Origin of the sequence: Streptomyces sp. NPDC048604 (assembly GCF_043199435.1) — a bacterium.
Classification (GTDB): Bacteria; Actinomycetota; Actinomycetes; order Streptomycetales; family Streptomycetaceae; genus Streptomyces.
The window spans coordinates 267,659-293,736 of the sequence record NZ_JBICVX010000008.1; the positions used below are offsets into that span (position 1 = coordinate 267,659).

A 26,078-nucleotide genomic window follows, 5' to 3' on the forward strand; every position below is an offset into this window, starting at 1 on the left:
TGACCGACATCAACCCGGAAGATCCAGTTCATGTTTCTTCGCTTATGCGTAAGCTCACCTTATGCTCGATGTCCGACGACTCCACCTGCTGCGCGAACTGGACCGACGCGGCACCATCGCGGCCGTCGCCGAGGCGCTGACCTTCACCGCCTCGGCCGTCTCCCAGCAACTGAGCGTGCTTGAGCGCGAGGCGGGCGTACCCCTGCTGGAACGAAGTGGCAGACGGGTGGTGCTCACCCCCGCGGGCCGCACCCTCGTCACCCACGCCGATGCCGTCCTCGAACGCCTCGAACTGGCCGTCTCCGAGTTGGCCGGGGCACGCGAGGGCATCGGCGGGCCGCTGCGGATCGGGACGTTTCCCTCTGGCGGCCCCGCGATCGTGCCCGCCACGCTGGCCGAACTGGCACAGCGGCATCCCGCGCTGGAACCGATGGTGCAGGAGATCGACTCGGCGCGAGTCTCCGACGGCCTACGCGCCGGCGAACTCGACGTGGCCCTCGTCCACGACTACGACTTCGTGCCCGCGTCACCGGACACCACGGTCGACCAGGTGCCCCTGTTGGAGGAGCCGATGTACCTGGCCACCGGCAGCGCGCCCGCCACCGGTCTCGTCGCCCGCGGCGAAACGCTGGCCGAGCTGCTCGGACCGTGGGCCATGTCCCCATGGATCACGGCCCGGGACGGCACGACCGGTCACGCGATGGCCGTGCGCGCCTGTCAGGCAGCCGGATTCCAGCCGCGCATCCGCCATCAGGTCAACGACTTTCGTACGGTCCTGGCACTGGCGGCCATCGGGCAAGGTTCCGGATTCGTACCGGAGATGGCCACCGCACACGCTCCCGAGGACGTGGTCCTGACCCGGCTGCCCCTCTTCCGCCGCTCGAAGGTCGCCTTCCGCGCGGGCGGCGGCACCCACCCGGCGATCGCAGCATTCGTGGCGGCGGCGCGAACAGCGGTGGGAGCCACCGGGCCGTGCCTCCTTACTGATCGATTCAGTGAGTTGAGTCGCGGGCCTTGTGCTCAGTGACCTTGTGTATCGACGCGGAGGTCATCGGAGTGCGGGAGCACGAGGACGGTGACGGCGACGTGCACTTCTACCCGATCGTCCGCTTCACGCCCCCGGGCGGTACCAGGTTCCGGGGCGAGTCGCACGCCCGCATCAACGAGTCGTGGTCGGCACGCACCGGGACCACGAGCACGCCGAGGTGGCGGAGACGAGGACCGTATGACGAGCGACGAGCACGGAGGCATCGCCGGCCCTTACACCGAGTACGACCGTCTGGCCGTACTGCACCGTACCGAGGCCAGCCTGATGCTGCTCCATCCGTACGGCGCCGTGGCCGTCGGCCGCTGCATCAGCCCGGCGGCGGGCGGCTCACAGTCCGGGAAGTGGGCGCGAACTACGAGATCACTCTGGACCGCCTCGGATACCCGGCCCAGCTGACCGAGGAGAGGAGCGCCAGTTTCAAGCAACTCGGCCTGGCCGCCGAGGGGTACTGCCTGCGCACGCCGGAAGCCTTCACCGCGCCGCTGACGCGGAGGCAGCTCTGCTGCGGGCACGCATTCTCACGAGGCCCTGAGCCGAATTGACCTCACGCGAGGTCCACTGCCTTGCCGGATCTGCGGATAGGTGAGCCAAGGACCTTGTCGGCTCCACGGATACGGCGTCGAGGAGTTCCTCACCGAACAGGCAGAGGGACTCTTCCCAAGGGTGGCCAAAACTGCCGTAACGGAAGTCTTCCGAGAGGTAGATGTAGTAATCCCCGTCGGGGTACGGGCTCAGAGGCCAGGCCGGCTGCTCGGGACCACCGACGTCCTGCGGTGTGAAGCGATACGACGTGTGCTGCCAGTCGAGCGCGAGCAGCGTGCCCTGCGGGCCGGCGCAGGAAGCCAGCCCCTGCTCGACCACCTCGACCAGGCGGTCCAGACGCTCGTGACCCGGATCGTCGTCAAGTGCAGTAAGGCTCCAGGTGACCGATGCGACGGGCTCCTTGATGGCTGGCCACTTGAACGAACTCATACTCGGCCGGAAGGTGAAGGCCTCGTAGAAGCGGTCCCAGACGCGGCGGTACTCAGCCTCTGACAGCGCGGCCACGGGATCCAGCATCATGCCGCGATCCTATCGAGTCGCCTGAGTGGCGATCGGAGATGGATCGTTCACGGAAGTGCGGACAGAGCCCGCAGTTTCCCCACCCCACAGTCGCGCAATTCTCCAGGTGTTCGTGGCTGGGGCGCCTGGGCGGGGCTCGGGTCAGTCCCACCAGAGCACGACGAGCAGGTGGCACGTTGCGGCGTCGAAGTAGAAGTCGCGCAGGGCGTTGAAGTGCTTGAGCAGGTACTCCCTCGGACCACCGGTGAGCTGGTCGGCCCCGTGGCCGATCAGGGATCCGGCTTCGAGGTCGCCGGACGGAAGGGCGGAAAGGAGGGCGGGCATGTCGATCCGACCCAGCAGTTCGGAGACACGCACCACTTCAGAAGCGGACAGGGCGGTGGGGGCAGGTCCGAAGGGGGCGATGTCATGCGGCTGCATGTCGAGGAAGCCCAGGTCGAGATCAGTGTCGCCGGTTGTGGCCCGGCGGAGAGCGTTGAGATGGACCTCGTCGAGCCCGGCCACCTCGCCGACGCGCGCCAGCAGTGTCGGCGCCCAGTCCAGGTCCAGCACGTCGCACGCCGGCGGATCCCAATGGGGATCGCTGTCCTGTGACGTGACGGCGGACTGGCGGCAGGAGGCGAGGTACTCGGCCGGGATGCGGGCGAGTTGTTGGGTGACGGCCATGACGGCAGTATCCCGGCCGTGTCCAACTGGTTTCCGGCTGCTTGCTTGGGGTCGCGCGCGATCGGTCGGCCCGCACGGAGCCGACGCCCCGATGGGGATTCGTGATCGTCAGGGTAGGGATTTACGGGGTCTGTCGAAGCGTCTCCTCGCGGATGACTTGCCCGCCCTTCATAGCGTGGTCAACGGCCTGCGCCGCGACCACGACACCGTCACCACCGCACTGACCACGTCATGGAGCTTGGCCCAGGTCGAAGGCCACGTCACACGCGTCAAGCTCCTCAAACGCATGGGCTTCGGCCGAGCCAACCTCTGCCTCCTCCGCCAACGGCTACTCCATAGTCCGACATCTTCCCGAGGCCACTCTCAGCTGCGTGGACGAGGCAAGGATGATGGAGCAATGCTGGTCCACACGGAGAAGATGCCGCAGATCGCGCAGCGGCCCATGGCAGTTCGGGTTCACACTCCCATTGGATCTGCCGTGGTCATCTGGCGTGGTGATCCGCAGGAGGCAGACGGTCACCACCTCGTCGAATGGACCATCGACGACGACATCCACTGGGGGCAGAACACGCATCCAGCCTCTCGTGCCGAACCAGGCATCCGACAGGACGGGGACAGGCTGCTCCTGCGCGGTCGTCTCCAGCTCACGGAAGATGGCGCAGCCTATCTACAGATGGGCTACTGGCCGGTCCTGTTCGATGTCGCGTCGCCGATCCCCGACAACTCCGATGGCGCCTGGGTGGAGATCAGCATCGAAGCAGGCAGCGTCGCCCTCCACCCCTATCAGACCTGACATCACAAGATCTGCGACAGAGCCGAAATGCGTGACTGTCGACAACTGCTCCCTGACAGTCACCTGCTCCCCGCATCCGCGGGAATGGTTCCCGTGGGGCACAGACGGAGCCGATGACATGGCTCGACGGCTCTCACCGACGACGTCTCCCACGACGAGTCGGCCATCGCTCAGCAGGAGATGTCCGTCGAACACGGTGGTCAGACCTTCCGAGCCCCGTCCCTGGCGATCCGAGTCATCGTGATCGATGAAGATCCGTACCTTGACCAGCACTGTCTGGGCCTGCACCCGGACGATGAGGTGTGTGTCGCAGGCAGCAGCGGCCTCGTTGTCGAGATCCAGCGTCGTGGGAATCCATTCGGTCGAACCAACGGCCATCACCGGGTGATTCAGATACAGGTCGATCCCCGCGATCTGCATCGTGTGACTCCCATGCCGTCCGTGATGTCCAGGGAGGATAGGGCCCCGTACTGACAAGGCCGTAAGCGCCAGAGGTTGAGAACAAGCCGGCAGCTACCAAGGCTTTGGGCCCGAACTCCACTCTGCGCGCATGCCAGCGCCCCGTCCAGAGCGCAGATCGGGGGTGCGAGGGGTGGGCCGACGAAAGCCACCACCTCGAAGGGTGAACCGCCCCGGGGACACCGGAGCGGCGGGGTGCACGTCACACGCGGTGGAGCCTCCCCACGATGTCTTGGGGCTGCCCGCGCCAGCCCGAACAGTCGGGCCCTGCCGCACGTTCTCCAAGGTGCTCCGCACCGAGCTCGAGCCCTTCTCGCTTCGGAGCTCAACGAAGTGGGGAGTTCAAGGCTCTGGCCGCGATTGTGTGAATGATCTTCCGGTCCCCCCGATCCCGTGGTCGGCCAGAGCCGCCTGGTTGGACGGGATGACCGGGGAGCGTGATCTGTGGCTGGGAAAGGGAAGGCGTGGCGGTCTCCTGGGCACCTACTATCGGCTCCGTGATGTCGCGAAGGTCAGATGCCGCGTAAGCCCCCGCGCCTGGTGCGCGCCAGCCTCACCGATCGCCAAGGGCCTGACTCGGTCAGCACGCTGCTGACTACTACCTGCCCTGGGCCACCCACTTGCAGCGCCGTACACACGTACCTCTATGTCGATGGCCTCGACTTGATCACGCGCAGTTACAACGGCGCAAGCGGTGATCATCCGAATCGGCTACTCAGGCCCGGAGGCCCCCTCTATCCGACTGATCAAGCCCGGATTGTGGGTGTTGCGACCCAAGAGCAGGGCGCCAACGCCGCCTCGGCGGTTTGTATCCGGATCCGGCTGCGAGGTCAGACGGTGGTCTGGGGCGATCTGATGTACCCAGGTGCTGACGACCGGGTGATCGAGGAAGTTCGATTTGACCTGACCCAGTACCTAACTGCGATCGAACAGGGCTACTCGCGATGGGGCCGTGGCGCGTGATGCGTACCAGCGGAAGCACCAGCGGCATTCACTGATCTGCGTGGACGCTCCTGAATGTTCTTCCGGGACTCGGTGAGGGTGAAGCGGGCCGGCCTCAGAAGACCATGCGGATGTCGGCGTCTCGAACCTGTTCGCGACGGACGCGACGGGCGAGGCGGAGGCCGTGGGGTCCTCCGGCACGGTGCTCTGCGCCACGGCCAGCCGCAATGTCCTCGCCATGGCGCTGACGCTACGCGACCCGCTGCTGCCCCGGCCCGACGCTTCGGCAGGCCCGGCCGGATCCGCGCGGGTCCTGTCCGGTTCGCCGACCAGACCGCCGCGTCCACCCACTTTGACTACTTCTGCTCACGGGGCGTGTGGTCGCGGGGGAAACGCGGCCCGGTCAGCGGAGGGCGCGGGGACCGTACAGGGCCGTCGGCTGGTTGGTCATCAGGGCCCAGTAGCGGTCGCCGTAGCTCCAGTGCCACCACTCCGTGCCGTAGTTGATCAACCCGGCGGTGGACAGGGCGGCGGCCAGCAGGGTCCGGTTCGTGCGGGCCTGGGGGCTGATCGAGGCGGCATCCGTGTAGCAGGCGCCGTCGCTCTCTTCGGGGCTGGCGTTCACGCGCGTGCCCATGTCGAGTTCGGTGCCGTCGGCGTCCACGAGGGTGAGGTCGACGGCGGCGCCGGCACTGTGCGGGGCGATCTCCGGTGGGGACACGTACCGGCTGGCGGACTGGTGAACCTGGTCGTCGGGCCAGGCCGGGTTGGCCGCGCGGAGCTCAGCCTCGTACTCCTCGAAGTAGTGCCGCTGCAGTTCGGGCGGGCGGTAGCCCTCGACGTAGAGCAGGCGCAGCCCGTCGGGCAGGAGTGACTGGGCGTGGACAAGCCGGTCGAGGACGCCGCTGCGCAGATGGGCGTACGAGCCGGTCGTGTCGGCTCTGCGGTCGTCGACCAGCAGGGTTCCGCGCACGTCGATGAGCGGCTCGCCGCAGTCGGCGACGGGGATGGCCGCCACGCGCGGGTCGGACATCAGGACGATCCGACCGGTGGTGTCCGAGGGGTTCGTCTTCATCGGGACTCCTTGGGGTGTCAGCAGGGTTCGTTTCGGTGCGTGTCCGGCGCCGAGGTCTCGTCTCCGTCGGGTGCCGGGGCGGGTGCGAGGGTGATGTGCATCCAGGGGGCGGCGTTCTCGCGGTAGGAGTGGCCGAGGGGTTCGATGCAGCTCTGGTCGGTGAGGCTGAAGCCGGTCACCATGATCGTGCTCGAGCCGTCGACCACGGACACCAGATGCGTGCCGCAGTCGGGGCAGAAGCCGCGGTGGAGGGTCGGGTAGGTCGCGTACCACTTCGGCTCGCCCCCGGGCCCGGTCCAGATCAGGGAGTCGAGCGGGAATCCCACCCACAGCACTGCGGGCCCGCCGGAGATCCGCGTCTCATGGTCGCAGGAACACAGGTGCGGATCATCCGGGACGCCGCTGACCTCGTAGGAGATCCGGCCGCACTGGCAGTGCCCCGTTCGAACCGGCACCGGAACATCCGATGTTGCTCCTGCGGCTGGCAGAGGCCGAGCGGGCATGGGTGGCGTGCCGAGGGCGGGGGATGTGTTGCTCATGCGAGACCTCGCTTCGAGATGGGCCGGGGCGGGCTACAAGGTGGTGAGGGCCGTGGCGTCCGGCAGTTCGGTGAGGGGCTGCCGCGCGGCGCGCGGGATCCCGAGCTGCGCTCGGGCCTGGTGGACGGCGGCGAGCTGGTCGGCCGCGGGGTGTCCCCAGTCGAAGAGCTCCAGGGCCTGTTCGGGTGTGGCCAGGATCGCCCACGCGGCTGTTGCTCCGCTGGATCAAGGACCGGTCGACGAGGCTGGGCAGGAGGCTGATGGCCGCCGCGTCGTGGAGCACGCTCGCCGCTCCCTGCACCACGGCGACGGTCATGAGCTGTGCCAGGGTCAGGGTGCCCAGGGCGGCCGAGACCGGCACGGTGGCGAGCACCGCGGCGCTGACCAGGTCGCCGGTGATCATCTGCCGGCGTTTGGAGTGCCGGTCGGCGAGCGCGCCGGCGTGCAGGGCGAGCAGCGGGGGAGGCAGCTGTCCGAGGAACGCCAGACAGGCCACCTGGGCGGTTGTGGCGTCCAGGTGGAGCACGGCCAGCACCGGCAGCGCCATCTGCGTGATCGAGCTGCCGGTCACGCTCGCGGCCTGACCGGTCAGGTACCGGCGGAAGTCCCGGTGCCGCCACAGCGAGGTGCTGGAGGCGAAGGGTGTCTCAGCGCAGGGCGTCACGGAGCACCTCCTCGGCTTCCTCCAGGCGCTCCCACAGCCCGCCTACGGCCTCGGTCCGAGCCCGCCGCCCGGGCCCGCTACCGGTAGGTGTGCTCACGCAGATCACCAGCCCAGCTGGGAGTAGGGACGGCCTTCGGCGATGGCGGTGATGGCCGTCCGGGTATAGGGGACGAGTCGGTCCGGGAGCTCGTGCGGCGGCCACCACCGCCAGGTCAGGCACTTGTCGGGCTCGCGGACCTCGGGGGTGCCCTTCCAGCGGCGAGCCCGGAACACGAGTTGCATCAAGGGCAGTCCGCCCGGGGTGTCCACGACGTGTGCGACGTGCGCAAGATCCACGTCTGCGGGGTCGATGACCAGACCCGCTTCTTCCCATGCCTCGCGGATCAGGCACGCGACGGCGGACTCCTGCTCGCACCGTCCGGCCAGGTAGTGCCACGTATCGCCCGCATAGCGGGACTCGGGGTGGCGCAGTCCGAGGAGCACCCGGCCCTCCTCGTCCTGAAGGTGGAGGTGGACGCCGATGCCGACCAGCACGGTCCGGCTGCCCCCGTCCCACGAGTGCAGAGCCGCGGTCGGCGTGCCGTCCGGCGGGTTCTCGGCCGCGTGCCGGCGAATGAGGTCTCGGGTCGCGGGGCTCAGACGCAGCCGGTCCAGCTCGTCGGGGGTGAACCAGCGCAGCAGTACGCCCTCGTGCAGCCGGAGCCGGTCGGGGTTGCCGCGCCAGCGGCCGGTGAAGACCTGGATCGGGACGCTGAGCCCGTCGACGCTGGTGGACTCCTCCACGGCGTACGGCTCCAGGTCCTCCAGACGGAGGTCGGGGACCTCCTCGGACAGCTCACGCAGCAAGGTGCCTTCAAGGCTCTGATCGTTGTCCGTGCGGCCGCCGCCGAGAAGCGCGAACGCCCCCGACTGCCAGATGACGCCTGGCTTGTGGTCGCGCAGATGGAGCAGATAGCGGCCCGCACCATCGTGGATCAGAGCGGACGCGTTCACCGGCTCCGGCCGCCCGTCCAGCTGCGCCTGGAGGAGCTTCGCGCGCAGCGTCGGCGAGGTGACCTCCGAGATCGGAAGCCACTGGGCGCCGGACACCTCCTCGTCCTGCAGCGTGATCGCCGGCGGCTCCTCGCCGGCGAGGTGGAAGACGTAGCGGAAGTCGTAGTGCCGGTGGGCTGGTTCGCCCTTGGACGGGTTGGCGGCGATGTCGTGGACGTCGATGTCGATCGGGGAGCCCAGCAGCTGCCGTGTCAGGCACAAGGCGTCCGGCGCGATCCCGGCCTCCTCCGACACCTCGCGCAGCGCCGCGGCGAGCAGCGTGCGGTCCCCGGGCTCGATGTGGCCGCCTGGGGCGAGCATGAGGCCGCCGGAGGCCCGATGCCGGATGTGCAGGACCCGACCCTGGCGGTCGAGGACGACGGCGCTGCAGGTGATATGCCCGGGCAGCGTCGTACGGGCGGTCGCATCGATAGGCCGGTTCAGGGCGGTGAGAAGCTCGGCCAGGGCGCCACGCTCATCGGGGTGGCGGCCGAGATACGCCTCGGCGGTCTGACAAATCGCGGAGGAACTGGGGGACATGGAGGAACTGGGGGACATGAGCGTCGTCTCGCCTTCGACGTGGTGGGCCAGTGCTGCGGAGACCGGGCTATGGAAGTCGCGCTGGTCAGGTCAGCTCGCCGTCTCGTGACCGGACCGCTGGGTGCCGCGAGGACGAGGAAGCGCGTCGGCTGCGGGCACGAGCCCGTACTGGGCGGCCTGGGCGTTGAACATCCCCTGGTACAGACCGCCCGCGCGGGCCATCAGGTCCTCGTGGGTGCCGTCCTCGACGACGCACCCCTCATCGAGGACGTAGATGTGGTCGGCGTGCATGGTCGCGGCGAGCCGGTGGGTGACGAGCACGACTGCGTGTCCCTCCTCGGCCAGGGACCACAGCCCCCGGAACGCAGCGATTTCCGCATGGGGATCCAGGGCGCTGGTCGGCTCGTCGACCAGCAGGAACGGCGCCTGCCTGTACCGAGTTCGAGCCGTGCCGAGCTTCTGCCACTGCCCGCCCGAGAGCTGCACGCCCCGTTCGAAGCCCTTGAAGACGATCGAGTCCCAGCCGTGCGGCAGGCCCTCGATCAGGTCGAGCACGTCAGCGTCCCGGGCCGCCTTGCGCACACGGTCCATGTCCCGGGGGCGGTCGCCGGCGCCGATGGCGACGTTCGCGGCGGCGGTCATCTCCCAGCGCGGGAAGTCCTGCGCGAGCACCCCGACCGAGGCGAACACCTGCGCGCGGTTCGCCTCGCGGAGTTCGACCCGCTCGCCCGCGTCGCCCTCCCACCACACGTTCCCTTCGGTGGGCAGCAACAGTCCGGCGAGCACCTTGGTCAAGGTGGTCTTCCCCGAGCCGTTCGCACCCACCAGGGCCGTCACCTTGCCCCGGGGGACCCGCACGCTCACTCCCTTCAGAGAAGGGGATTCGGCTCCCGGGTAGGTGAACGACACCTCCTCCGTCCGCACCTCCCGCACCGGCGTGGGCAGCGGCGTGCCGGTGCGCGGGATGGCGTTCTCGCCGGCGATCTCGATGGCGTCCTCGGTGTCGGTGAGGAACAGTAACTCCTCGTACAACCGGTTGACCTGCTGCACCAGGGAGGTGAGCCGGGCGGTCGAGGTGCGGATGGCGATCACCGCGGTGCCGCCGACAGCGAGCGGTAGCCCGCCGCCGGCCAGCAGCCACCACAGCACCCCGTAGCAGGCCAGCGACGCCAGACCGGCGAACCCGCCTGCGACCAGGTCCGTGGTGGCCTGTGCGCGGGCGAGGCGCCGCTGCTCCGCCTCCGTCTGCCGCGACATCTCCTCGTAGCTGGACAAGAGCTTCGTCCCGGCCGCGTGTACGCGGATCTCCCCGGCGGCGTGCGGGCGGGTCAGGTAGGCCAGCAGGGAGGCGATCGCCCGCCGGTGGTCGACCCAGTTCAGGCGTGAGAGGTAGTCGCGGCGAGCCGAGCGGACCGCGCCCCACCCCTTGGGCAGGGCGATCGCGAGCAGCATCGGCAGCAGCGCCCAGTGCAGCGCCGCGAGCACGACCGCGGCCGCCGCCATGCCGATCACCACGTTGCCGACGCCGACCGACAGCCGGAGCATGTTGCGGGCGGAGTCGGTGCCGAACTTCCCCGCCTCCAGGACCCGCTGGACCTCCGGCCGTTCGGTCGCCTCCACCTCGACGTGGGTGACGGCCCTGTAGTATCGGGCGGCAACCGCACGCTCCACCTGCGGCTCCAGCCGGCCGGCCATGGCCGTCGACCACGCCGACAGCACCGCCGTCGCCACCGCCGCGAACGCGAGCACCAGCAGCGACGGCAGCGCGTCGCGAAGCTTGTCCGCGGTCGGGCCGTCGTCGAACAACTGCGTGAGGACGCTGTTGACCGCCACCAGCCCCCATCCGGCCGTCACGCCCTGCCCGAGCTGGGCCGCCACAACCCCGGCCAGTGCCCGCCGGTCCGCCTTCCAGCCGGTACGCAGCACCATGCCCACCATGCGCGGCAGCGCGGCCGCCATCCGTCCGAAGCCGAGCCGGGTGAGCGGGCCTTCATGACGGACGTAGGACTGGTCGTAGCGGAGCCGTCCGCCGTACAGCTCGCGCTCCGCGCGGGAGATCGGGTCTGTGGCCTCTGTCTTCTTCACGTTCCGGGTCTCAGCGCTTCGTGGTCCGGCCGATGTCAACGTGGCCCCTTCCTGGAAGTCGTCGCTGTGTCGTCAGGTCCAACGACACAGCCGGAATTTCGAACACCTGTCTTTCGGACGGATCGTGGACGGGCTGCGGACCCCGAGGTTGAGCGGTTCGGCGAAGGTGTGCGGTGCACCGACCCTTGGCGCGCAAGAGCACATCGTTGAAGCGGAGTTGGCCGAAACGCCGAGCTTCGAAACTGGACGGCACCGGTGGTCGACTGGCCGGTTCTCGGCGGTGCCTGGCACGATGTGGATCATGATGCAGGAGGACATGCAGAGCCGGGGAGAGGCGCTCGTCGCCGCCGCACGTGCGGGGGACGCGAAGACCGCCCGGCGGCACACCGACTTCTTCGTGCTCGGCCACCGCGTGGACGAAGGCATCCCGTACTGGGAGCAGGCGGTGGCGGCGGGCGATGCCTTCTCGCATTACACCCTTGCCCGGTACCGGAAGATCCGGGGCGACCGGCCGGCGGCGGAGGCGCTCTACCGGGCCGTCGCCGACCGGCACTCCGGATGCGCCTACGGACTCGGGGTACTGCTCAAGGAGAACGGCGACCCGGAGGCCGCGGAGTGGTTCCGGCGCGGCTGGGAAGACGGTCGCAACCTGGACTGCAAGATCGAGTTCGGAAAGCATCTCGCAGCCGAGGGGCGACTCGACGAGGCGCCGAAGTTCCTGATGAGCGACGTCGAGATCGGCGACATCGCGGTCTTCCGCTGGGTGCAGCTCTTCGAGTCGATTCGCGAGGAGTTCGACCGCGTCGGCGCGGACCTCGACGCCGCCGAGGCCGCAGGGGACGGGGACGCCGCGGCCACTGCCCTGCGCCCGCTCTTCGACCTGGAGAAGCACTTCCGCGACTACCCGGGCCTGACCGTCGAGGCCGCGGGCTACTACCGCAGGGCCTCCGCGCTCAGCGCGTCCGCCCGCGTGGACCATGCGGTGTTCCTGACGGAGACCGCCGACGACGCGTCCTGGCCCGAGGCGCGCGGACTGTTGATCCATGCCCACGAGGAAGGCTACGACGGCGCCCCGTACGTGCTCGGCGTCCTGCACGAGCAGCGCGGCGACCTCGCCGACGCCGAGCACTGGTACGGCCTCGCGGCCGGTGCCGGACACCCGGCGGCCCAGTGGAACCTCGGCATTCTCTGCAAGCGGCAGCGACGGTACGAGGAGGCCGAACACTGGTTCCGTCAGGTCGGGGAGGACGACGAGGACGTCGTCGCGCAGCTCGAACGGATCGCCGCGCTGCGCGAGGAGGGAGCCTTCGCCCCCGGCAAGGACCTCCGCCGTCTGCCCGCGCTCCGCGAGCGCGCGGAGACCGGCGACGTCGACGCCTCGTACGCGTACGGGAATATCCTTCGCGACTGGGCCGGCACGGCGGACCGCCACGTGGTGCGGTGGATCGAACCAGCCGCGCTGGCCGGCGACCCGGAGGCCGCGTACGACCTCGCGGAGCTGTACAACTCGCTGCGCAGGCCCGCGTTGCGGGACCACTGGTACCGGAGGTCCGCCGAGGCGGGGAACCATGACGCGTGCAACGAGATGGGCTGGCTGTCCGAGTTCCACCGGGACTACCAGGAGGCAGAGCGCTGGTACGTGCGCGCTGCCGCCGACGGGTCCTCGCTGAACGCCATGCTCGCGGGCAAACTGAAGGCCCAGCGCGGCGCGTACGGCGAGGCGGAACCCCTGCTGCGCAGGGTCTGGGAAGAGAGCGGCGACGCCGCGTACCGGACGGAGGCCGCCGGGTACTACGGAGTCGCCCTGCACCGGCTCGGCCGGCTCGCGGAAGCCGTCGAACCGCTGCGCGCGGCCGCCGCGAAGTGGGACGACGACGTGCGCGCCCGCTACAGCCGGGACGACCTGACCGTACTGGCCCGGATGGCCGACCCGGGGAAGGAACTCGCAGAGGTGGAGGCGGTCCTGATCGGGTGGGCAGCGGGCTCGAGCGGCACCTCTGGGCTACGTGCCTGAGCCTCCGCCGGGGCGGGCACGCCACATGGCGTGCCTACTGGGCGGCGGTTGGGGTGCCCGAGGAGGAGTTCCCGGCCGGCGCCGGGGACATTCCGGAGTCGATCATCGATCCCGCGGGACGTGGACCGAGGGTGTGGTTCCAGCAGGTTCCGGAGCCGAAGGTCGCCAAGAACCGCTGGCACTTCGACCTGAAGGGTCGTTGGGGGCCGTGAAGTCCCACTGGACGTCCGCGCACAGCGGGTCAAGGCTACGGGGGAGCCTTCGAGCCGGTTGATCCCGCACGCGACCGCGCGGCGGTCGGCAGCGGATTTCAGCCCACCGCGCGAACAACCGCCAAGGTCAGGGCTATACCGGCCGTTGCACCCGACACCAGAGCGGCGATACCCGCTCTCCCTCCGACACCCTGCTCGAACGGGACACTCGGCACAACCTTGTGCAGCACAGGCGCCACCACAGCGATGAGACCGAAGCCGACGCCGAGGCGCCAGTAGATCTCGCTCGCGCACGAAGCCTGGAAGCGACCCCCGCAACCACTGGGTTCCACGGCGAAGCCCGTGACGATGAGGACCAACGCGCTGGCATACACCGCGCCGAACAGCACCGTTACGCCGGCGTCGACCTGCCGCACTCGGCGTGAGCTGTTGCCGTCACCTGCCACGTCGTCCCCCAAGCGCACTGAATCAAGAGCGTGGAGTCTACTGCGCCGGCGCTGGCCGCGGCGCGAGGTGGGGTGGTCATTGGGTGCTCGCCTCCTTGTGGTGACGGCAGACACGTCCGGACGAAGACCACGGCTGCAAGTACACCGTGCGGCCGTCGGGGGCGGCGACGAGCCGTCCTTCGAGCGAGCGAGCGACGAGCTCGGTTGGCGTTCTGGGGAGCAGCGGTTGTCGATCAGGTGGCGGGGTGTAGCAGGTTGCTGGGATCGGTGTTGGCGCCGCACAGCACGATGGCGACCTTCTCGCCGCTGCCCGGCCGGTAGCTGCGGCTCGGTGTCGTCGGCGGGGCCGGCAGGTCTCGGTCGGGCACGCGGTGGTCGGGAGAGGTGAGTGCGGCCAGAGCGGTCGCGGCGCCGTGTTCGACGGCGATGCGGTAGCGGTCCCACAGTGCCTGGCGGGCGCGGGTGATCTCGGCGTCCGGTACCAGGATGGAGTGGACCTTGTCCTGTTGTGCGGCGTGTAGGGCCATTGCGGAGGTGCGGCGGGCGCCGAGGGAGTCGGCTGCGACCGAGTCGATGGTGACGTCGACCGGGCGGCCGGCCTCGATCGCGGCGTTCAGCGCGCGGCAGTTCTCCGGCTCCACCGCGATGGTACGGATGCCGTGGTGCTGGGCTGCCGTTGCCACCCCGGAGAACAGGCCGCCACCGCCGACCGCGACCACGACCGTGTCCAGGTCGGGGATCTGCTGGTGGATCTCCTCCAGCAGGGTGCCGGCCCCGGCTGCGATCAGGGGGTGGTCGTAGGCGTGTGAGGCCAGCGCGCCGGTGGCGGCCGCGAACTGTTCGCAGGCGGCCAGCGCCTCGGCGTACTCCGCGCCGACCAGACGGACATCGGCACCGTAGCCGCGGAGCTTGGCGACCTTCACCGCTGGGGCGGTGATGGGCAGGAACACGGTGGCGCGTACGTCCTGCTGCTGAGCTGCCCACGCGCAGGCCAGTCCGGCGTTGCCACCGGACGCGATGGTCACCCCGGCGTCGGGCAGGCTCCCGGCCTCGCGGTGAGCCTGAATGAAGTTCTGCGCGCCACGGGCCTTGAAGGAGCCGGTGTGCTGCATGTACTCCAGCGCCAGCCACACCTCGCACGGTTCGTCCGGCCGGTCGTCGAGCAGGTCGCGCCGGGCCGTGTGGATCGCGCCCGGGTCGACGGGGTAGAGGGTGACCGGGCGGATTCGGCCCGCGATACGGTCGGTTGCGGCCTTGATGTCGTTGTAGGCAAGGGTGTGCACGTTGATGCTCCTGCTGTGAGTGGGTCACCACCGGGCGATGAGCCGGCCGGTGGTGGTGAGGGCGAGGAACAAGGCGAAGGCCATCCGCCGCCCGCCCGGGTTCAGTGCCACCACGTCGAAGTTCGCCGGGTTGAACAGCAGTCCGTCGCCGAGTCGGGGCTGCAGGCAGACGTGCCGGCAGTGCTCGACGGACGCGGGGTGGTAGCCGTACATCTGGCAGTACTGTTCGTCGGCCGACTCTCAGTGGTGGCGCCGGACCGCGGTCGCCTCGCCGGTGGGCGGCGTGGCCACCCACACTTGGAACGCCAGTTGGCCCGGGTGGGGCGTGGACGTAGGGAGGGTCATGGAGGAGCTGCCGGTCCGGCGGCGGCGTCTCCCGTGCACTCGTGGGCGCGGGGTTTGGTCGAAGGCTTGACGAAGATCCGGCCCTGGTCCGTCTGGGTTACCAGCGCAACGGTGGAGCGGCCTCTGCGGATCTCCACCGCGTCTGACCTACTCCGGGACAGCAACCGTTCGTCGGCGACGATCAACGCGTCTCGCAGCTGGGCTGCATGGTCGAGGCATAGCAATGTGTCCTGATGGTCAACCGTTCGGACCTGGTAGGTGTTCGGCCCCTGCGGATCATCGAGTACCTGAACGTCGAACCGTGAGATGGCCAGGACCAGACGTTGCCCGTGGAGTACCTCGACGTGGTCGGCGATGCCCTTGCGGATCCACCAACTCGCAATGCCGGCGGCTTGGGCCAGGAGGTTCACCCCTGACGTGTCCAGAAGGGTCGGGCGTTCTGCCGGCCGCGTGACATCTCGCCGGAACCGGTACATCGGCTCTTCGGAATCTATGCGTCCTCCTTGTGTTGACCTCAGTCTGCCCGCACCCCGGCACATCCGTCACGCCGCAGGGAGTGGGCGGGCCGTGCCGACCGATCAAGGGCGCCCAGCGGCGATGCTGTGCGTTGGCTTCGGTGCACTGCTGCTGACCACGGCAGGCTACCGATCGAGGACCGGGATCTCCGCCGGAGCCGACCCACGATGTCTTGGTGGTCTTCCGCCCAGGTGCGAAGCGGCGCTGCGCTCCGGCATCTATTCCTGCTCCTCGGCCAAGGCCTCGTCCCACGCCTTGATGGTCCAGCCGCGCACGACGCCGTGGAGTACGAAGGGGTCGCCACTGACGAAGTCCTCCGCGGCCTGTCGGGTTGCGAAGATCGCCATCGAGCCGTCCTGTTGCGGATCGGCGAATGGGCCGATCATCAGCAGGCTGCCGTCCGCCACGTACTTGTCGTAGCGCGCGACGTGCTCGGCGAAGAAGGCCGGTGCCTTTCCCGCGACGTCGTCGGCCGATTCATAGAAGACGACATACTTCACGCGCAACCCTTTCGGTACGGCGGCTCGTCGCAGACGCCTACTTTGGACGTCTGCCACTTTACGGACGCAACGCTGCCCGGCCCCGGTGCCACACACGAGTCCGGAGCAAGCCCTGTCAGCGTGATGGCGACTCGGTGTCGCAGGCGGCAAAACGGACGCACGCTCCGCTGTCCGGTGTCGTTCAGCTGCTGGTCAGCCGTACAGTCCTGACCAGGAGGCCCCGGTACCTCGAACGGGGCCTTGTGGGTTGTGCCGGGCGTGCGGCTTGATCGGCTTCGGCGGATGATGGCTTCCTCACTCGCGAGGAGAGCCGCATGGCGATGTACGTACTCATCCCCGGTGCCGACGGCCGTGCATGGTACTGGCATCTGGTCGTGCCCGAGCTGCGCGGACGGGGGCACCGGGTGGTGACCGTGGATCTGCCCCAGGACGACTCCGCGGGCCTGGCCGAGTACACCGACGCCGTTCTTCGGGCGATCGGCGACCGTTCTGATACGTCCCACGAGATCGTCCTCGTAGCCCAGTCGCTGGCCGGATTCATCGCTCCGCTCGTCTGCGACCGTATCCCCGTCGGCCAGATGATCCTGGTGAATGCCATGGTGCCGGTGCCTGGCGAGACCGCAGGGGAGTGGTGGGCCGATACCGGTCAGGCCGAAGCCCGCGCTGCCTTCGCGGCGCAACAGGGCCGGGACCCGGGAGCGGATTTCGACCTGCTGACCGACTTCTTCCACGACGTACCGAGGGAGCTGACCGAAGAGGCGCTGGCACAGGGCGAGTCCGGGCCTTCGGAGGCCTTGTTCACCCAACGGTGGCCGCTGCGCGCATGGCCGGACGTCCCGACCCGCTTCGTGCAAGGGCGCGATGACCGGTTCTTCCCGCTCGACTTCCAACGCCGCAACGCCCAGGAAAGGCTGGGCGTCACCGTCGAGGAAATGCCTGGTGGGCACCTGCTCGCGCTGAGCCACCCGGCGGAGCTTGCCGACCTGATCTGCCGCTAGGGTCCGTCGCCGAATGTCACGCCCACATCAGGAGTGATACGGGGTGACGGCTGCTTTGTAGGACTCGGCGTTCTTGTCTTACCGGTGGCGATGCCGCGCCACTGCTCCAGGCGGTTGAAGCACCGTTCCACGACGTTGCGGTGCCTGTACGCCTCACGGTCGAAGGCCGGCGGGCGGCCTCCGCGGCTGCCCCGCCGGAGCCGGTTGCACAGACGTCGAACGGTGTCGTACGTGTGCGAAAGTGACCCGGTGACCACTCCCGAGAAGACCGACCACCGCCTCGTCTTCGGCTGCATGGGCCTGGGGGGAGGCTGGGACGCGGAGCCCCACACGGCCGCCGACATCGACGCGGCGGAGGCCGCTGTCGAGGCGGCGCTGGACAGCGGCATCACCGCGTTCGACCATGCCGACATCTACCGGCACGGAAAGTCGGAAGCGGTCTTCGGCGAGGTCCTGGCCCGGTCGGCCGGACTGCGTGAGCGGATCACCCTGCAGACCAAGTGCGGCATCCGCTTGGCCGAAGGGGACCGGCCCGGCCTGTACGACCTGCGGGGCTCCTCCATCGTCCGCAGGGTCGAGGAGAGTCTGGAGCGGCTGCGCACCGATGTCCTCGACGTCCTGCTACTGCACCGCCCCGACCCGTTGGCCGACCCCGCCGACATCGGCGACGCCCTGACCTCGCTCCACCGGCAGGGGCTCGTCCGCCGCTTCGGTGTCTCGAACATGAACTCCGCGCAGATCGCCCGGCTCCAGGCCCATATGGACCTGCCGCTCGTGGCCAACCAGCTGGAGATGAGCCTGCACCGGCGCGCATGGCTGGAGGACGGCGTCCTCGTCAACACACCGGAGTCCGCGGCCAACGGGTTCCCGGCCGGAACCGTCGAGTACTGCCTGACCCATGGCATCGGCCTCCAGGCGTGGGGGGCGTTGGCCCAGGGGCGCTACACCGGCGCACAGGCGACCCCGCAGGAGTCGGCCACAGCCGCGCTGGTGACTTCGCTCGCCGAGGCCAAGGGCACCACGCCGGAGACCGTCGTGCTCTGGTGGCTGCGGCGACACCCGGCCCGTACCGTCCCCGTCATCGGTACGTCGAACCCGGAGCGCATCCGCGCCTGCCGGGACGCAGCGATGAGGGAGCCCGACCTGAGCCACGACGAGTGGTACGCCCTGTGGGTCTCTGCCCGGGGCGCCGCGCTGCCGTAGCCGCGACGAGCCTGTCGACACGCGAGGGAGGTCGGGCAGTGGGTGAGGTCACCAGGGGAAGCGCGGTGCGTCGGCCGTCGCTGTCGGCGAGCGTGTCCTACGAAGACGCCGACATGGGTGACAGGATGATCGCGTCGGCCCGCGACTTCGCAGCCGACTTCCTCACCGCCGCGCCGGCCGCCGATGACGGTCCAGTGCCCCAGGAGAGCGTCGATCTCGCGCGCCTGGTGGTCAGCGAACTGGTGAGCCAGGTGCCTCTTTGGTCGGAGCACAAGATCAGGCGAAGGCCGTGTTAACGTCCCCGGCATCCACGTACGGGATCACGTTCGGGGCATCGCTCGAGGTCAGACCATGAGGACCAGCTGAGACGCCCACGATCGCGATGCACGGCTGCGGGGATCGGCCTGCCGGGCGTCGTGGGGCTGGGGAGCCGTCTCTCTGCGAGTCAGTGGGCAGGATTGACGAAGTCCAGGGCCTCACGGGCCAGTCCCTCCCAGCCCAGCTCCGAGCCGGGGTCCAGGCTGAGCCACTCGCGCATGAGCCGCCCGTGCCCCGGGTCGAAACGCTCGCCCTGACCGGCAGCCACCAGCTCGTCGACCCGGGCCCGTGGGAGCTTCACGACCAGACGGCCCTGCGCGAGCATCGCGAAAATCTTCCCGCCGACCTTGAGCGCAGCAGCGCCGAAACTTCCCTCCCGTCCCGGCTCGTCGCCAGGGACGGTTACCCCGTCCAGCTCCGCGAACTGCGCGACCAGCTGCTCGTACCGCTTATCGGGGGAGACTGCCCGCCGTCGCTGCATCGGCTCCTCGACTCATGCCGGCCGGTGCGGGGTCTCCCGTCGACTCCGCTGTCTCGGCGTCCGGCAGCCTACTGCTGTGACCGGGGCAGACTGTTGCCGGACACTCGAGGAGAGCATGGTGGTGACGTTCACCATCCGGACGCAGAGGGCCTTCCGTTTCCTCAGTAGGGTGAGGCCTCGTCGTCGCGGGGTCGGCTTCATGTGTTTCTACTGCTGGACGCGCGGCGGCCTACTCTCTACGGGCGGCGACGAACTGCGTGACGGCCGTGAACACGGCGAGGATCAAGACCGCGATCACGAGCATGCCGCCCGTGGGGGCAAGCAGCTTCGCCGCGTCGGGTGTCGTCGCCATCAGGGTGAACAGTCGATTGACAGGAGGCATTCCCTTGATGAAGAGGGCGCCCATCACCAGCGCGAGGGCGGCCACCAATGCGTAACCCCGTCGTCTGAACACCAGCCGTGAGCACAGCACGCCGATGGCGATGCCGACGAGCGCACACGTGAGCTGGGCCCCGACTCCCAGCAGAAGATCGGCCGGGGTGACGTCGTGGCTTCCCATCCACAACGGGAAGACCAAGCCGAAAGCCAGCAGGACCAGACAGCTCAGCAGCGCCGTGCCGATCGCCGCGAGCAGGACCTTGAGTGACCGGCCGCCGGAGGTGACGACGACGATCGCCCGCTGCGTCGGGTCGTCCAGGCTCATCAGCGCGATGGTCAGCCACGTCGAGCAGACGAACAGTGCCCCGGCGGAGGAGGCGTAGGCAGCGGGGAGCGGGCCGGCGCCGTTGATGGTCAGCACGCCCGTCAATCCCATGAAAAGGAGCAGCGGGGCGAGGTAGCGCTGCGTGTGCAACACGGTGGCGAACGTGTAGCCGATGAGCGGGATCACCGCATGTCTCCGTTCGTCGCGGCGTCCGCCGTCCGGTGGTTCAGCCGGGTTCCTGTCACTTGCTCGACGGACCAGCCGTGCTGCAGCGCGGTTGACAGCAGGGCGTCGACGGCCTCGCGTGAGACTCTCACCCTGACCCCCGAGACCTCACGGCTCACCTCCAGCACGCCGTCCTGTTGCTCCCAGACGAGGTCCAGAGGCACGCGGCCGCTCGAGGGCACGGTCAGGACGACGTCGGAGGAGTACCGGAATTCCGTCGTCCGGCGCTCCGGCCCGCCCAAGGCGACACGCCCCCTGCTGACCGTGTAGGTCCGCGTGGCGCGGGCCCGGGTGACCGACTCCCGGTGGTCGGTGAAGACGACCGTGCCCCCGGCGCCGGCGACCTCGGTCATGATCTCGGCCAGAACGTCATGGGCGTCCGCGTCCAGACCCGACCACGGTTCGTCCAGGACGAGCAGCCCGGGCTCGACCAACAGAGCCTGGGCCAGCGCGACTTTCTGCGCGTTGCCCTTCGACAGACTCCGCAGGGGGGCCTGCTTGCCGCCCACCAGCGCCAGCCTGTCCAGCAGCCGATGCGCCCGGGAGGAGGCGGCCGAGGTGGTCAGCCCGCGAACGCGACCCATGTGCGTCAGGTACGCCAAGGCCGACATGCGTTCATTGGGGGAGAAGCGGTCGGGGACGTAGCCCACCACCGGAGGCCGCTCGGCCACCCTGCCGAGAGTCGGCCGGGACAGCCCCACCGCGATCCGCAACAGTGTCGACTTTCCAGAGCCGTTCCCACCCGCGAACGCCACTACCTCTCCGGCGGGGGCCTCCACCTCTACGTCCCTCAGAATCCAGTCACCACGGCCATAGCGCTTGCCCACTCCTTGAAGACGTAACAAGTGAACCCCCTGTCCAGTAGAGCGCCCCCAACTGCACGCAGATTACGGCGACCGGCTCTCGCCTGGCATGAGCCGTGGGAGGTCGGGCGTTCGAGGGGCTCGGCAGCTGACCGGTTCGCCGCTTCGTCGGCGGCAGGACTCCCTCCCTGGCGTGCTGGGGTGCCACGATGGCCGCCGGGAGGCGGGATGCAGTATGTGGGGCTGGGGGCGCTCATCGCGTTTGCTCTGGCTGTAGCGATAAGTGGTGTGGTCGAGCTTCTCACCGGGTGGATCCATCCCTGGGAGCGAGCCCGGGTCCTGCATCCTGTGCCTCACGGGCTGGGTCAGGTGCTGACGGGGAGCGGTCTCTGCTGTTTTCTCGGTGGATTCGCCTTCACCCCGTCAGGGGACGTACTCGTTTCACTCATGGCAGTGGGCGGTGGACTCTTTCTCGCTGGAACCGTACTGGTCGGTGTGTCACGATTTCCAGGCTGCTAGCGCAATTGTCATGAGTTGTGGATCGCGGTGCCGTCCCGGCTAAGGATTAATCGTTCTTACGGAATCTCGGGAGCCGGTAGGTTGTCTCCTCGAATCCGATTCGGAGAGAGGCTGCTGGGGTGCTTACGCTGTCGGAGATTGCTGAGAATCCCCTCCGCCTGACGAGCCGTCTGAAACCTCATGGTGGTTCGGATGTCCTCCTCCGCCCCCTGACGCACGCCGACGCGGGGCAATTGGCCGAGTTCCTCGGTGCCCTGTCCTCCGAGTCGAGGCACTTCAGTACATTCGACGGGTACGACCTCGCGACCGCCCGGGAGTTGTGTGACGCGATCGCGCGCTACGACAAGCTCAGGCTGGTGCTCGAGGAAGAGCCGTCCGGCAGGATCGTCGGCCTTCTCGAATTCAGCCTCGACCTGACTCCTGCGGACATCGCGCGCTACCAGGACGCGGGCATCCGCCTCACCGGGACGACAGACTGCCGCTTCGGCCCCACTCTGGCTGACGACTACCAGGGCCGAGGCGTCGGGACGCTCGCCTTCCCCCTTGTCACGGAGGTTGCACGACTGCTCGGCAGGACGAGGATCATCCTGTGGGGCGGCGTCCGCGCCGACAACCCTCGCGCCATCCGCTACTACGAGAAGAACGGCTTCCAACCGGTCGGCTTCTTCACCGAGGCGGACGGTTCCCGGTCGCTCAACATGATGCTGGACCTGAACCCAGCAACGGATCCGGCAGGGCCCTCGACCTGACGCAGTCACCCGTAGCAGCGCCGGCCGACCTTTCGCAGTCCGGCCGGCGACGCGCAACAGCAGCCACCCCAATGGACAGCTCGTTCGATGAGCATCCTCATCGTGTCTCCTCGGGGTGATTGTGACGGCAGCGGTTCAAGCGGGAATTCTTGCTGCTGACGGGCTCAGGGTTCTCGCGTTGCCGGTGATGTAGTGGACGTACTCGCGTGTCAGGCGGAAGCCCGCGTGCCAGGCCAGGCGGCGGCTGGGGTGGTTGTCGCGGGAGCAGGACCAGCTTCCGCGCGGCCGCGGGTGGAGCTGTGGCCGACGGCACCGACAGGGCCGGCGGCGCGGTGGCCGGGACGCCGGCCCGAGCGAGGGACAGCGTGATCCTGCGGCTCTCCCGCGATCTGGCCGAGGCCATGGGCGGCACCCTGGAACCCGTCGCGACCGCGCCCGGATTCGCGATGCTGCTCACGCTTCCCGCGGCGGCCCCTCGGACGCCGTAGCGGGGCGCAGTGCGTGCCCGATGCGGGGCGTGGGGCGCGCGTCAGAGAAGTGTCAGGTGCACGCGGACGCCCGGGCAGCCTGGCAGCGCTGCACCGGGCCGTGGACGAGGCGCGTCGTACCCGGGCCGAGCTGGAGGTCGTCCTGGCATGGCTGCCGCCGAACGGAGAACTGGCCCAGCGGCGCCAGGTGCTTCCTTCGACGATCGACTTCCGCCAGGCGTCGGCGGACCAACTGCTCGAAACCATCGACGCCGCGTTCGGCGGCGCCGGCCCCGGGGTGCCCTGGCAGGGCGTGGTCGCGCGAGGTCTCCCGGGCCCCGTACTGGTGGAATCGGCCGACCGCCCCGGTGACCTCCTGGTGATCGGCGCGGGGCGGCGCGGCGGTCTGCGGCGGTTGTTGTTCCCGTCGGTCGTCCGTCACTGCGTCGCGCACGCCGCCTGCCCGGTCCTCGCCGTACCGCCCTCGCCGCTGCTGGGCGAACTGGACTCCGCGCACCGCCTCGGTCGGTGGCTGCGCTTCGACGCCCGTCGGCTGACGGAGGGCGCGCCCTGACCGGGACCCGCTACCCCGGGCGCCCGCCTTCCGTCAGGAGCGCGTTACGTGTGGGCGGTTCCCGACACCTCGTGGTGGCCCTGATCAAGCCGGAGCGATTCTGATGTCCGCCCCCGTGCGGGAACTGTCCGCCCTCGTGGTCGACCATCAGCCGCCGGGACCCGGGCGTCCGCGCCGGGTCGGCGCCGGCATGAGACCTGCTTCTGCCAGCGGCAGAACACCGGCCCGACCGGGCTCGACGCTCACTACAGTCCAGGCTCATGACGACGGTTACAACGCGCACGATCGAATACGCGGCCGACGGCCTGACGATGATCGGGCACCTCGCGCTCCCGGCCGGTGTCGACTGCCGGCCCGCGGTCCTGGTCGGGCCCGAGGGGGTGGGGCTCAGCGACGTCGAGCGCCGCCGGGCCGATGCGCTCGCCGAGCTGGGATACGTGGCGCTGGCCTTCGACCTCCACGGCGGGCGCTACTTGGGCGACCCTGAGGAGATGTTGGCCCGTTGCATGCCGCTGCTCGCCGACCCCGACCGGATGCGAGGCATCGGCCACGCGGCGCTCGACGTGCTCCGCGCCGAGCCGCGGACCGACCAGGACCGGATCGGCGCCGTCGGCTACGGCACCGGGGGCGTAATCGCGCTTGAACTCGGGCGCGACGGCGTCGATCTGCGCGCGATCGCGACAGTCAACGGACTGGCCACGGGCCGACAGGGCGAGACGGCGCGCATTCACTGCCCCGTGTGGGCCGGGGTCGGGTCGGAAGACCCGATCATGCCGCCCGCGCAACGGGACGCATTCACTGCCGAGATGCAGGCTGCGGGCGTCGACTGGCGCCTCGTGGTCTACGGCGGCGCCTTGCACGCCTTCCATCACCCACCGGTCGACCACATCGTGCGTCCCGGGGTCGGCTATCACCCTCAGCACGCGCGGCGAGCCTGGTGGGACGTCGTCAACCTGCTCGCCGAGTGCCTGCCCATAACGGAGTGATCAGGGCAGTCCCTGTATCAGTTGGTTTTGCTGATGGTGCTGCGGGCCGCGAGGCGGAAGTCCTTGACGGCTTCGTAGAGGGTCCGCTCTCGTTCGGCGGCAAGGGCGATGTCTTCGGCCTTGTGGGTGGTGTCTCCCGCGTGGGCGTTCTCGGCCATCCGTCGCATGACGTGTGAGAGGTCGCTGGAGGCGACGGTGACGCGTTCCGCGGATTCCGCGAGGGGCGCCGGCCCTTCGAGGATGACGATTTCGCAGGCGCGGTGGACCTCGCGGGCCAGAGTGACGAAGCGGCCTGTCTTCTCGTCGATGTCGGGCAGGTCGGGTTGGTCTGAACGCAGCGCGTCGAGGACGGCGTCCATGGCGATGTCGCGGTCATGGAGAGCGCTCAGGTAGCGGGCGTATGCGTCGCGGCGATGCTGGCGGCTCCATTGCGCGTGCTGGGACCGTGCCTGAGCACGGCCGTTGACGATTGCGGCCCCGAGGGTGGCGGCCGATCCCACGGCGGCGCCCAGCAGCGCGGCGAGTCCTGAGTCCATGGGCCCCAGTCTGCCGTTCTTGCTGTTCGTCCAGTTCGCCGGGGCGCACACCGCTCGACCGGGCCGTCTACGACCCGGGAAGCCGCATGCTGCACCGCTTCCTGTCCGGGCTCCCGAACCACCTGGAACCGGGCGGCGAAGGCTGGCTGACTCTGTCCGACCTGGCCGAACGGCTCGGACTGCGTGCCCGCACCGAACTCGACGACGCGATCGCGGCCGCCGGCCTGCGCGTGCTCTCCCGCACGGTCACGAAGCCGCGCCACCCGCGTGCCTCGGACCCGTCCGATCCCCTGCACCGAGCCCGCGCAGGCGAGACGACGTCCCTGTGGCGCCTCGGGGTCGCCTGATCCGAACCGTCACCGAGGGCTGGGGCGAGGGTGCCCCAGCCCGGGCGACGACCAGTGCAAGAGGCCACGTGGACAGGGAAAACGCAACTTCGACATGGCCCGCGGAGGCAGCTACCTTCACCTGGTCCTCGGCGATCAACCCCGGTCGATCGCACAGGAGTTCCTTCAGGCTGAGTCACCGCGACGGGATGAGCTGGTCACGCCCCACGCATCCTCGCCCCCGTGACCAAGCCACCGAACCGGGTCCGGACCAGGCCCCCACCAGGGAGAGACGCATGCCCCATCTTGCGCTGTACACATTCGGCGTCCTGAAGCTACCTCTCGCCGATCCCACACCTCTCACGGGCGAGTTCTACGACATCGGTGAGGCCGTCTACCGGAAGATCAGCCAGCACCCCGGATACCTCGCGCGTGCCGAAGCGGCAGACGGTGACCGAGGCGTGCTCTTCGAGGCGGACTGGGGCGCATGGGGAGAGTTCGCCGTACCGACCTGGTACGGCAAGGGCCGTACGGCGGAAACCACCGCCCTGGCCACGACACTCTCACTCTGGACCGACCTGCGCCCCGCCTTCGACGCCGTCTACACCGGTCTGCACCGTGAGGCGCTGAACAGGCGTTACGACTGGTTCGAGAGGACAGGGCACCCGAACTACGTGTGCTGGTGGGTCTCCGACGGCGTGATACCCACCTGGCAGGACGGGGTCTCCAGGCTGGAACACCTCCACGACCACGGCTCCGCGTCGCCACACGCCTTCACCTTCCACCATTCGTTCGCCCCGGAGGGAACTCCGACGAGGATGAAAGGCATCGGGCCGAAGAGCGACCAGGTCCGCTGACAGGCAGTCCTTGGCACCGTACGGCCCTGGGCGTGTCAGGGATCCGCACGAAGACGACCGGTGGACGTCAAGGTCCCGTCAGGGGCCGGCCGTATGCGTGGGGACCAGGGCA

27 protein-coding genes and 4 pseudogenes are annotated in these 26,078 nt (G+C 69.2%); 14 read left to right on the forward strand and 17 right to left on the reverse strand.

All coding sequences use genetic code 11. From position 1 onward, the window contains the following. Positions 1–61: 61 nt before the first annotated feature. Complete coding sequence (locus ACGFMM_RS19005) at positions 62–1,027, forward strand: LysR family transcriptional regulator (RefSeq protein WP_393647507.1); 966 nt, start codon at positions 62–64, stop codon at positions 1,025–1,027. A gap of 198 nt (positions 1,028–1,225) precedes the next feature. Then, positions 1,226–1,590: pseudogene (locus ACGFMM_RS19010) on the forward strand (DUF6420 family protein). Here the strand turns inward: ACGFMM_RS19010 and ACGFMM_RS19015 are convergent. After that, positions 1,520–2,110: a DUF2716 domain-containing protein gene (locus ACGFMM_RS19015; RefSeq protein ID WP_393647508.1), complete on the reverse strand. Its 591-nt coding sequence runs from the start codon at positions 2,108–2,110 to the stop codon at positions 1,520–1,522. The pseudogene ACGFMM_RS19010 and the gene ACGFMM_RS19015 overlap by 71 nt on opposite strands. Before the next feature lie 141 nt (positions 2,111–2,251). Next, positions 2,252–2,776: a DUF1877 domain-containing protein gene (locus ACGFMM_RS19020; RefSeq protein WP_393647509.1), complete on the reverse strand. Its 525-nt coding sequence runs from the start codon at positions 2,774–2,776 to the stop codon at positions 2,252–2,254. A 397-nt stretch (positions 2,777–3,173) separates the two neighbouring features. Here ACGFMM_RS19020 and ACGFMM_RS19025 point away from each other — a divergent pair, with 397 nt between their 5' ends. Continuing rightward, positions 3,174–3,569, forward strand: coding sequence for a hypothetical protein (locus ACGFMM_RS19025; RefSeq protein ID WP_393647510.1), 396 nt, complete (start codon positions 3,174–3,176; stop codon positions 3,567–3,569). 1,804 nt (positions 3,570–5,373) lie between these two features. Here the strand turns inward: ACGFMM_RS19025 and ACGFMM_RS19030 are convergent. The 5 genes from ACGFMM_RS19030 to ACGFMM_RS19050 form a co-directional block, all read right to left on the reverse strand. Further along, on the reverse strand, positions 5,374–6,045 hold the full coding sequence (locus tag ACGFMM_RS19030) for a M15 family metallopeptidase (protein ID WP_393647511.1): 672 nt from the start codon (positions 6,043–6,045) through the stop codon (positions 5,374–5,376). Positions 6,046–6,062: 17 nt separating this feature from the next. Then, positions 6,063–6,500, reverse strand: a complete 438-nt coding sequence (locus tag ACGFMM_RS19035) for a GFA family protein (RefSeq protein WP_393647512.1) — start codon at positions 6,498–6,500, stop codon at positions 6,063–6,065. After that, a complete protein-coding gene (locus ACGFMM_RS19040) occupies positions 6,433–7,248 on the reverse strand; it encodes an MFS transporter (RefSeq protein ID WP_393647513.1) in 816 nt (271 codons plus the stop codon). The genes ACGFMM_RS19035 and ACGFMM_RS19040 overlap by 68 nt, the downstream gene beginning before the upstream one ends. Before the next feature lie 102 nt (positions 7,249–7,350). Then, positions 7,351–8,820, reverse strand: a complete 1,470-nt coding sequence (locus ACGFMM_RS19045) for an NUDIX domain-containing protein (protein ID WP_393647514.1) — start codon at positions 8,818–8,820, stop codon at positions 7,351–7,353. 90 nt (positions 8,821–8,910) lie between these two features. Continuing rightward, on the reverse strand, positions 8,911–10,905 hold the full coding sequence (locus ACGFMM_RS19050; protein WP_393647515.1) for an ABC transporter ATP-binding protein: 1,995 nt from the start codon (positions 10,903–10,905) through the stop codon (positions 8,911–8,913). Positions 10,906–11,206: 301 nt separating this feature from the next. Here ACGFMM_RS19050 and ACGFMM_RS19055 point away from each other — a divergent pair, with 301 nt between their 5' ends. Together ACGFMM_RS19055 and ACGFMM_RS19060 are read left to right on the forward strand one after the other, a co-directional pair. Continuing rightward, positions 11,207–12,919 (forward strand): sel1 repeat family protein, encoded by a 1,713-nt coding sequence (locus tag ACGFMM_RS19055; RefSeq protein WP_393647516.1) that lies wholly within the window; start codon positions 11,207–11,209, stop codon positions 12,917–12,919. After that, a pseudogene (locus tag ACGFMM_RS19060) lies at positions 12,903–13,171 on the forward strand (VOC family protein); the annotation flags it as partial. The gene ACGFMM_RS19055 and the pseudogene ACGFMM_RS19060, both read left to right, overlap by 17 nt. A gap of 58 nt (positions 13,172–13,229) precedes the next feature. Here ACGFMM_RS19060 and ACGFMM_RS19065 read toward each other — a convergent pair. The 5 genes from ACGFMM_RS19065 to ACGFMM_RS19085 all read right to left on the reverse strand — a co-directional run bounded on the left by ACGFMM_RS19065 (position 13,230) and on the right by ACGFMM_RS19085 (position 16,221). Then, positions 13,230–13,577, reverse strand: coding sequence for a hypothetical protein (locus ACGFMM_RS19065; RefSeq protein WP_393647517.1), 348 nt, complete (start codon positions 13,575–13,577; stop codon positions 13,230–13,232). Positions 13,578–13,810: 233 nt separating this feature from the next. Further along, a complete protein-coding gene (locus ACGFMM_RS19070) occupies positions 13,811–14,860 on the reverse strand; it encodes a threonine/serine dehydratase (protein ID WP_393647518.1) in 1,050 nt (349 codons plus the stop codon). Positions 14,861–14,884: 24 nt separating this feature from the next. After that, positions 14,885–15,073 (reverse strand): hypothetical protein, encoded by a 189-nt coding sequence (locus tag ACGFMM_RS19075; RefSeq protein ID WP_393647519.1) that lies wholly within the window; start codon positions 15,071–15,073, stop codon positions 14,885–14,887. 128 nt (positions 15,074–15,201) lie between these two features. Further along, positions 15,202–15,615, reverse strand: coding sequence for a hypothetical protein (locus tag ACGFMM_RS19080; RefSeq protein WP_393647520.1), 414 nt, complete (start codon positions 15,613–15,615; stop codon positions 15,202–15,204). A 324-nt stretch (positions 15,616–15,939) separates the two neighbouring features. Further along, entirely contained in the window at positions 15,940–16,221 is a 282-nt protein-coding gene (locus ACGFMM_RS19085; protein WP_393647521.1) for a YciI family protein, read from the reverse strand. Between the two features lie 314 nt (positions 16,222–16,535). Between ACGFMM_RS19085 and ACGFMM_RS19090 the strand changes: the two genes are divergently transcribed. Next, a complete protein-coding gene (locus ACGFMM_RS19090) occupies positions 16,536–17,219 on the forward strand; it encodes an alpha/beta fold hydrolase (RefSeq protein ID WP_393647522.1) in 684 nt (227 codons plus the stop codon). Positions 17,220–17,246: 27 nt separating this feature from the next. Here the strand turns inward: ACGFMM_RS19090 and ACGFMM_RS19095 are convergent. Then, positions 17,247–17,425: pseudogene (locus tag ACGFMM_RS19095) on the reverse strand (IS5/IS1182 family transposase); the annotation flags it as partial. 43 nt (positions 17,426–17,468) lie between these two features. On the opposite strand from ACGFMM_RS19095, the gene ACGFMM_RS19100 reads away from it, so the two are divergent. Together ACGFMM_RS19100 and ACGFMM_RS19105 are read left to right on the forward strand one after the other, a co-directional pair. Further along, positions 17,469–18,422: an aldo/keto reductase family oxidoreductase gene (locus ACGFMM_RS19100; protein ID WP_393647523.1), complete on the forward strand. Its 954-nt coding sequence runs from the start codon at positions 17,469–17,471 to the stop codon at positions 18,420–18,422. 38 nt (positions 18,423–18,460) lie between these two features. Then, positions 18,461–18,718 carry a hypothetical protein gene (locus ACGFMM_RS19105; RefSeq protein WP_393647524.1) on the forward strand — a complete coding sequence of 86 codons (258 nt, stop codon included), beginning with the start codon at positions 18,461–18,463 and terminating at the stop codon, positions 18,716–18,718. Between the two features lie 149 nt (positions 18,719–18,867). On the opposite strand, the gene ACGFMM_RS19110 is transcribed toward ACGFMM_RS19105, so the two are convergent. The 3 genes from ACGFMM_RS19110 to ACGFMM_RS19120 form a co-directional block, all read right to left on the reverse strand. Next, positions 18,868–19,221, reverse strand: coding sequence for a hypothetical protein (locus ACGFMM_RS19110; protein ID WP_393647525.1), 354 nt, complete (start codon positions 19,219–19,221; stop codon positions 18,868–18,870). A 229-nt stretch (positions 19,222–19,450) separates the two neighbouring features. Further along, positions 19,451–20,110: a hypothetical protein gene (locus ACGFMM_RS19115; protein WP_393647526.1), complete on the reverse strand. Its 660-nt coding sequence runs from the start codon at positions 20,108–20,110 to the stop codon at positions 19,451–19,453. Next, a complete protein-coding gene (locus ACGFMM_RS19120) occupies positions 20,107–20,976 on the reverse strand; it encodes an ATP-binding cassette domain-containing protein (RefSeq protein WP_393647527.1) in 870 nt (289 codons plus the stop codon). The genes ACGFMM_RS19115 and ACGFMM_RS19120 overlap by 4 nt, the downstream gene beginning before the upstream one ends. Before the next feature lie 614 nt (positions 20,977–21,590). On the opposite strand from ACGFMM_RS19120, the gene ACGFMM_RS19125 reads away from it, so the two are divergent. The 4 genes from ACGFMM_RS19125 (at position 21,591) to ACGFMM_RS19140 (ending at position 24,247) form a co-directional block, all read left to right on the forward strand. After that, positions 21,591–22,220 (forward strand): GNAT family N-acetyltransferase, encoded by a 630-nt coding sequence (locus tag ACGFMM_RS19125; RefSeq protein ID WP_393647528.1) that lies wholly within the window; start codon positions 21,591–21,593, stop codon positions 22,218–22,220. Positions 22,221–22,519: 299 nt separating this feature from the next. Beyond that, positions 22,520–22,708 (forward strand): hypothetical protein, encoded by a 189-nt coding sequence (locus ACGFMM_RS19130; protein ID WP_393647529.1) that lies wholly within the window; start codon positions 22,520–22,522, stop codon positions 22,706–22,708. Positions 22,709–22,757: 49 nt separating this feature from the next. Continuing rightward, complete coding sequence (locus ACGFMM_RS19135) at positions 22,758–23,261, forward strand: universal stress protein (RefSeq protein ID WP_393647530.1); 504 nt, start codon at positions 22,758–22,760, stop codon at positions 23,259–23,261. Between the two features lie 260 nt (positions 23,262–23,521). Beyond that, positions 23,522–24,247 (forward strand): dienelactone hydrolase family protein, encoded by a 726-nt coding sequence (locus tag ACGFMM_RS19140; protein ID WP_393647531.1) that lies wholly within the window; start codon positions 23,522–23,524, stop codon positions 24,245–24,247. Between the two features lie 17 nt (positions 24,248–24,264). Here the strand turns inward: ACGFMM_RS19140 and ACGFMM_RS19145 are convergent, their stop codons facing one another. Next, complete coding sequence (locus tag ACGFMM_RS19145; RefSeq protein WP_393647532.1) at positions 24,265–24,783, reverse strand: proline dehydrogenase; 519 nt, start codon at positions 24,781–24,783, stop codon at positions 24,265–24,267. Here ACGFMM_RS19145 and ACGFMM_RS19150 point away from each other — a divergent pair. After that, positions 24,756–25,130 (forward strand): annotated as a pseudogene (locus ACGFMM_RS19150) (methyltransferase); the annotation flags it as partial. The gene ACGFMM_RS19145 and the pseudogene ACGFMM_RS19150 sit on opposite strands and share 28 nt — an antisense overlap. A 275-nt stretch (positions 25,131–25,405) precedes the next feature. Then, positions 25,406–25,966, forward strand: coding sequence for a DUF3291 domain-containing protein (locus tag ACGFMM_RS19155; protein ID WP_393647533.1), 561 nt, complete (start codon positions 25,406–25,408; stop codon positions 25,964–25,966). Positions 25,967–26,078 lie beyond the last annotated feature (112 nt).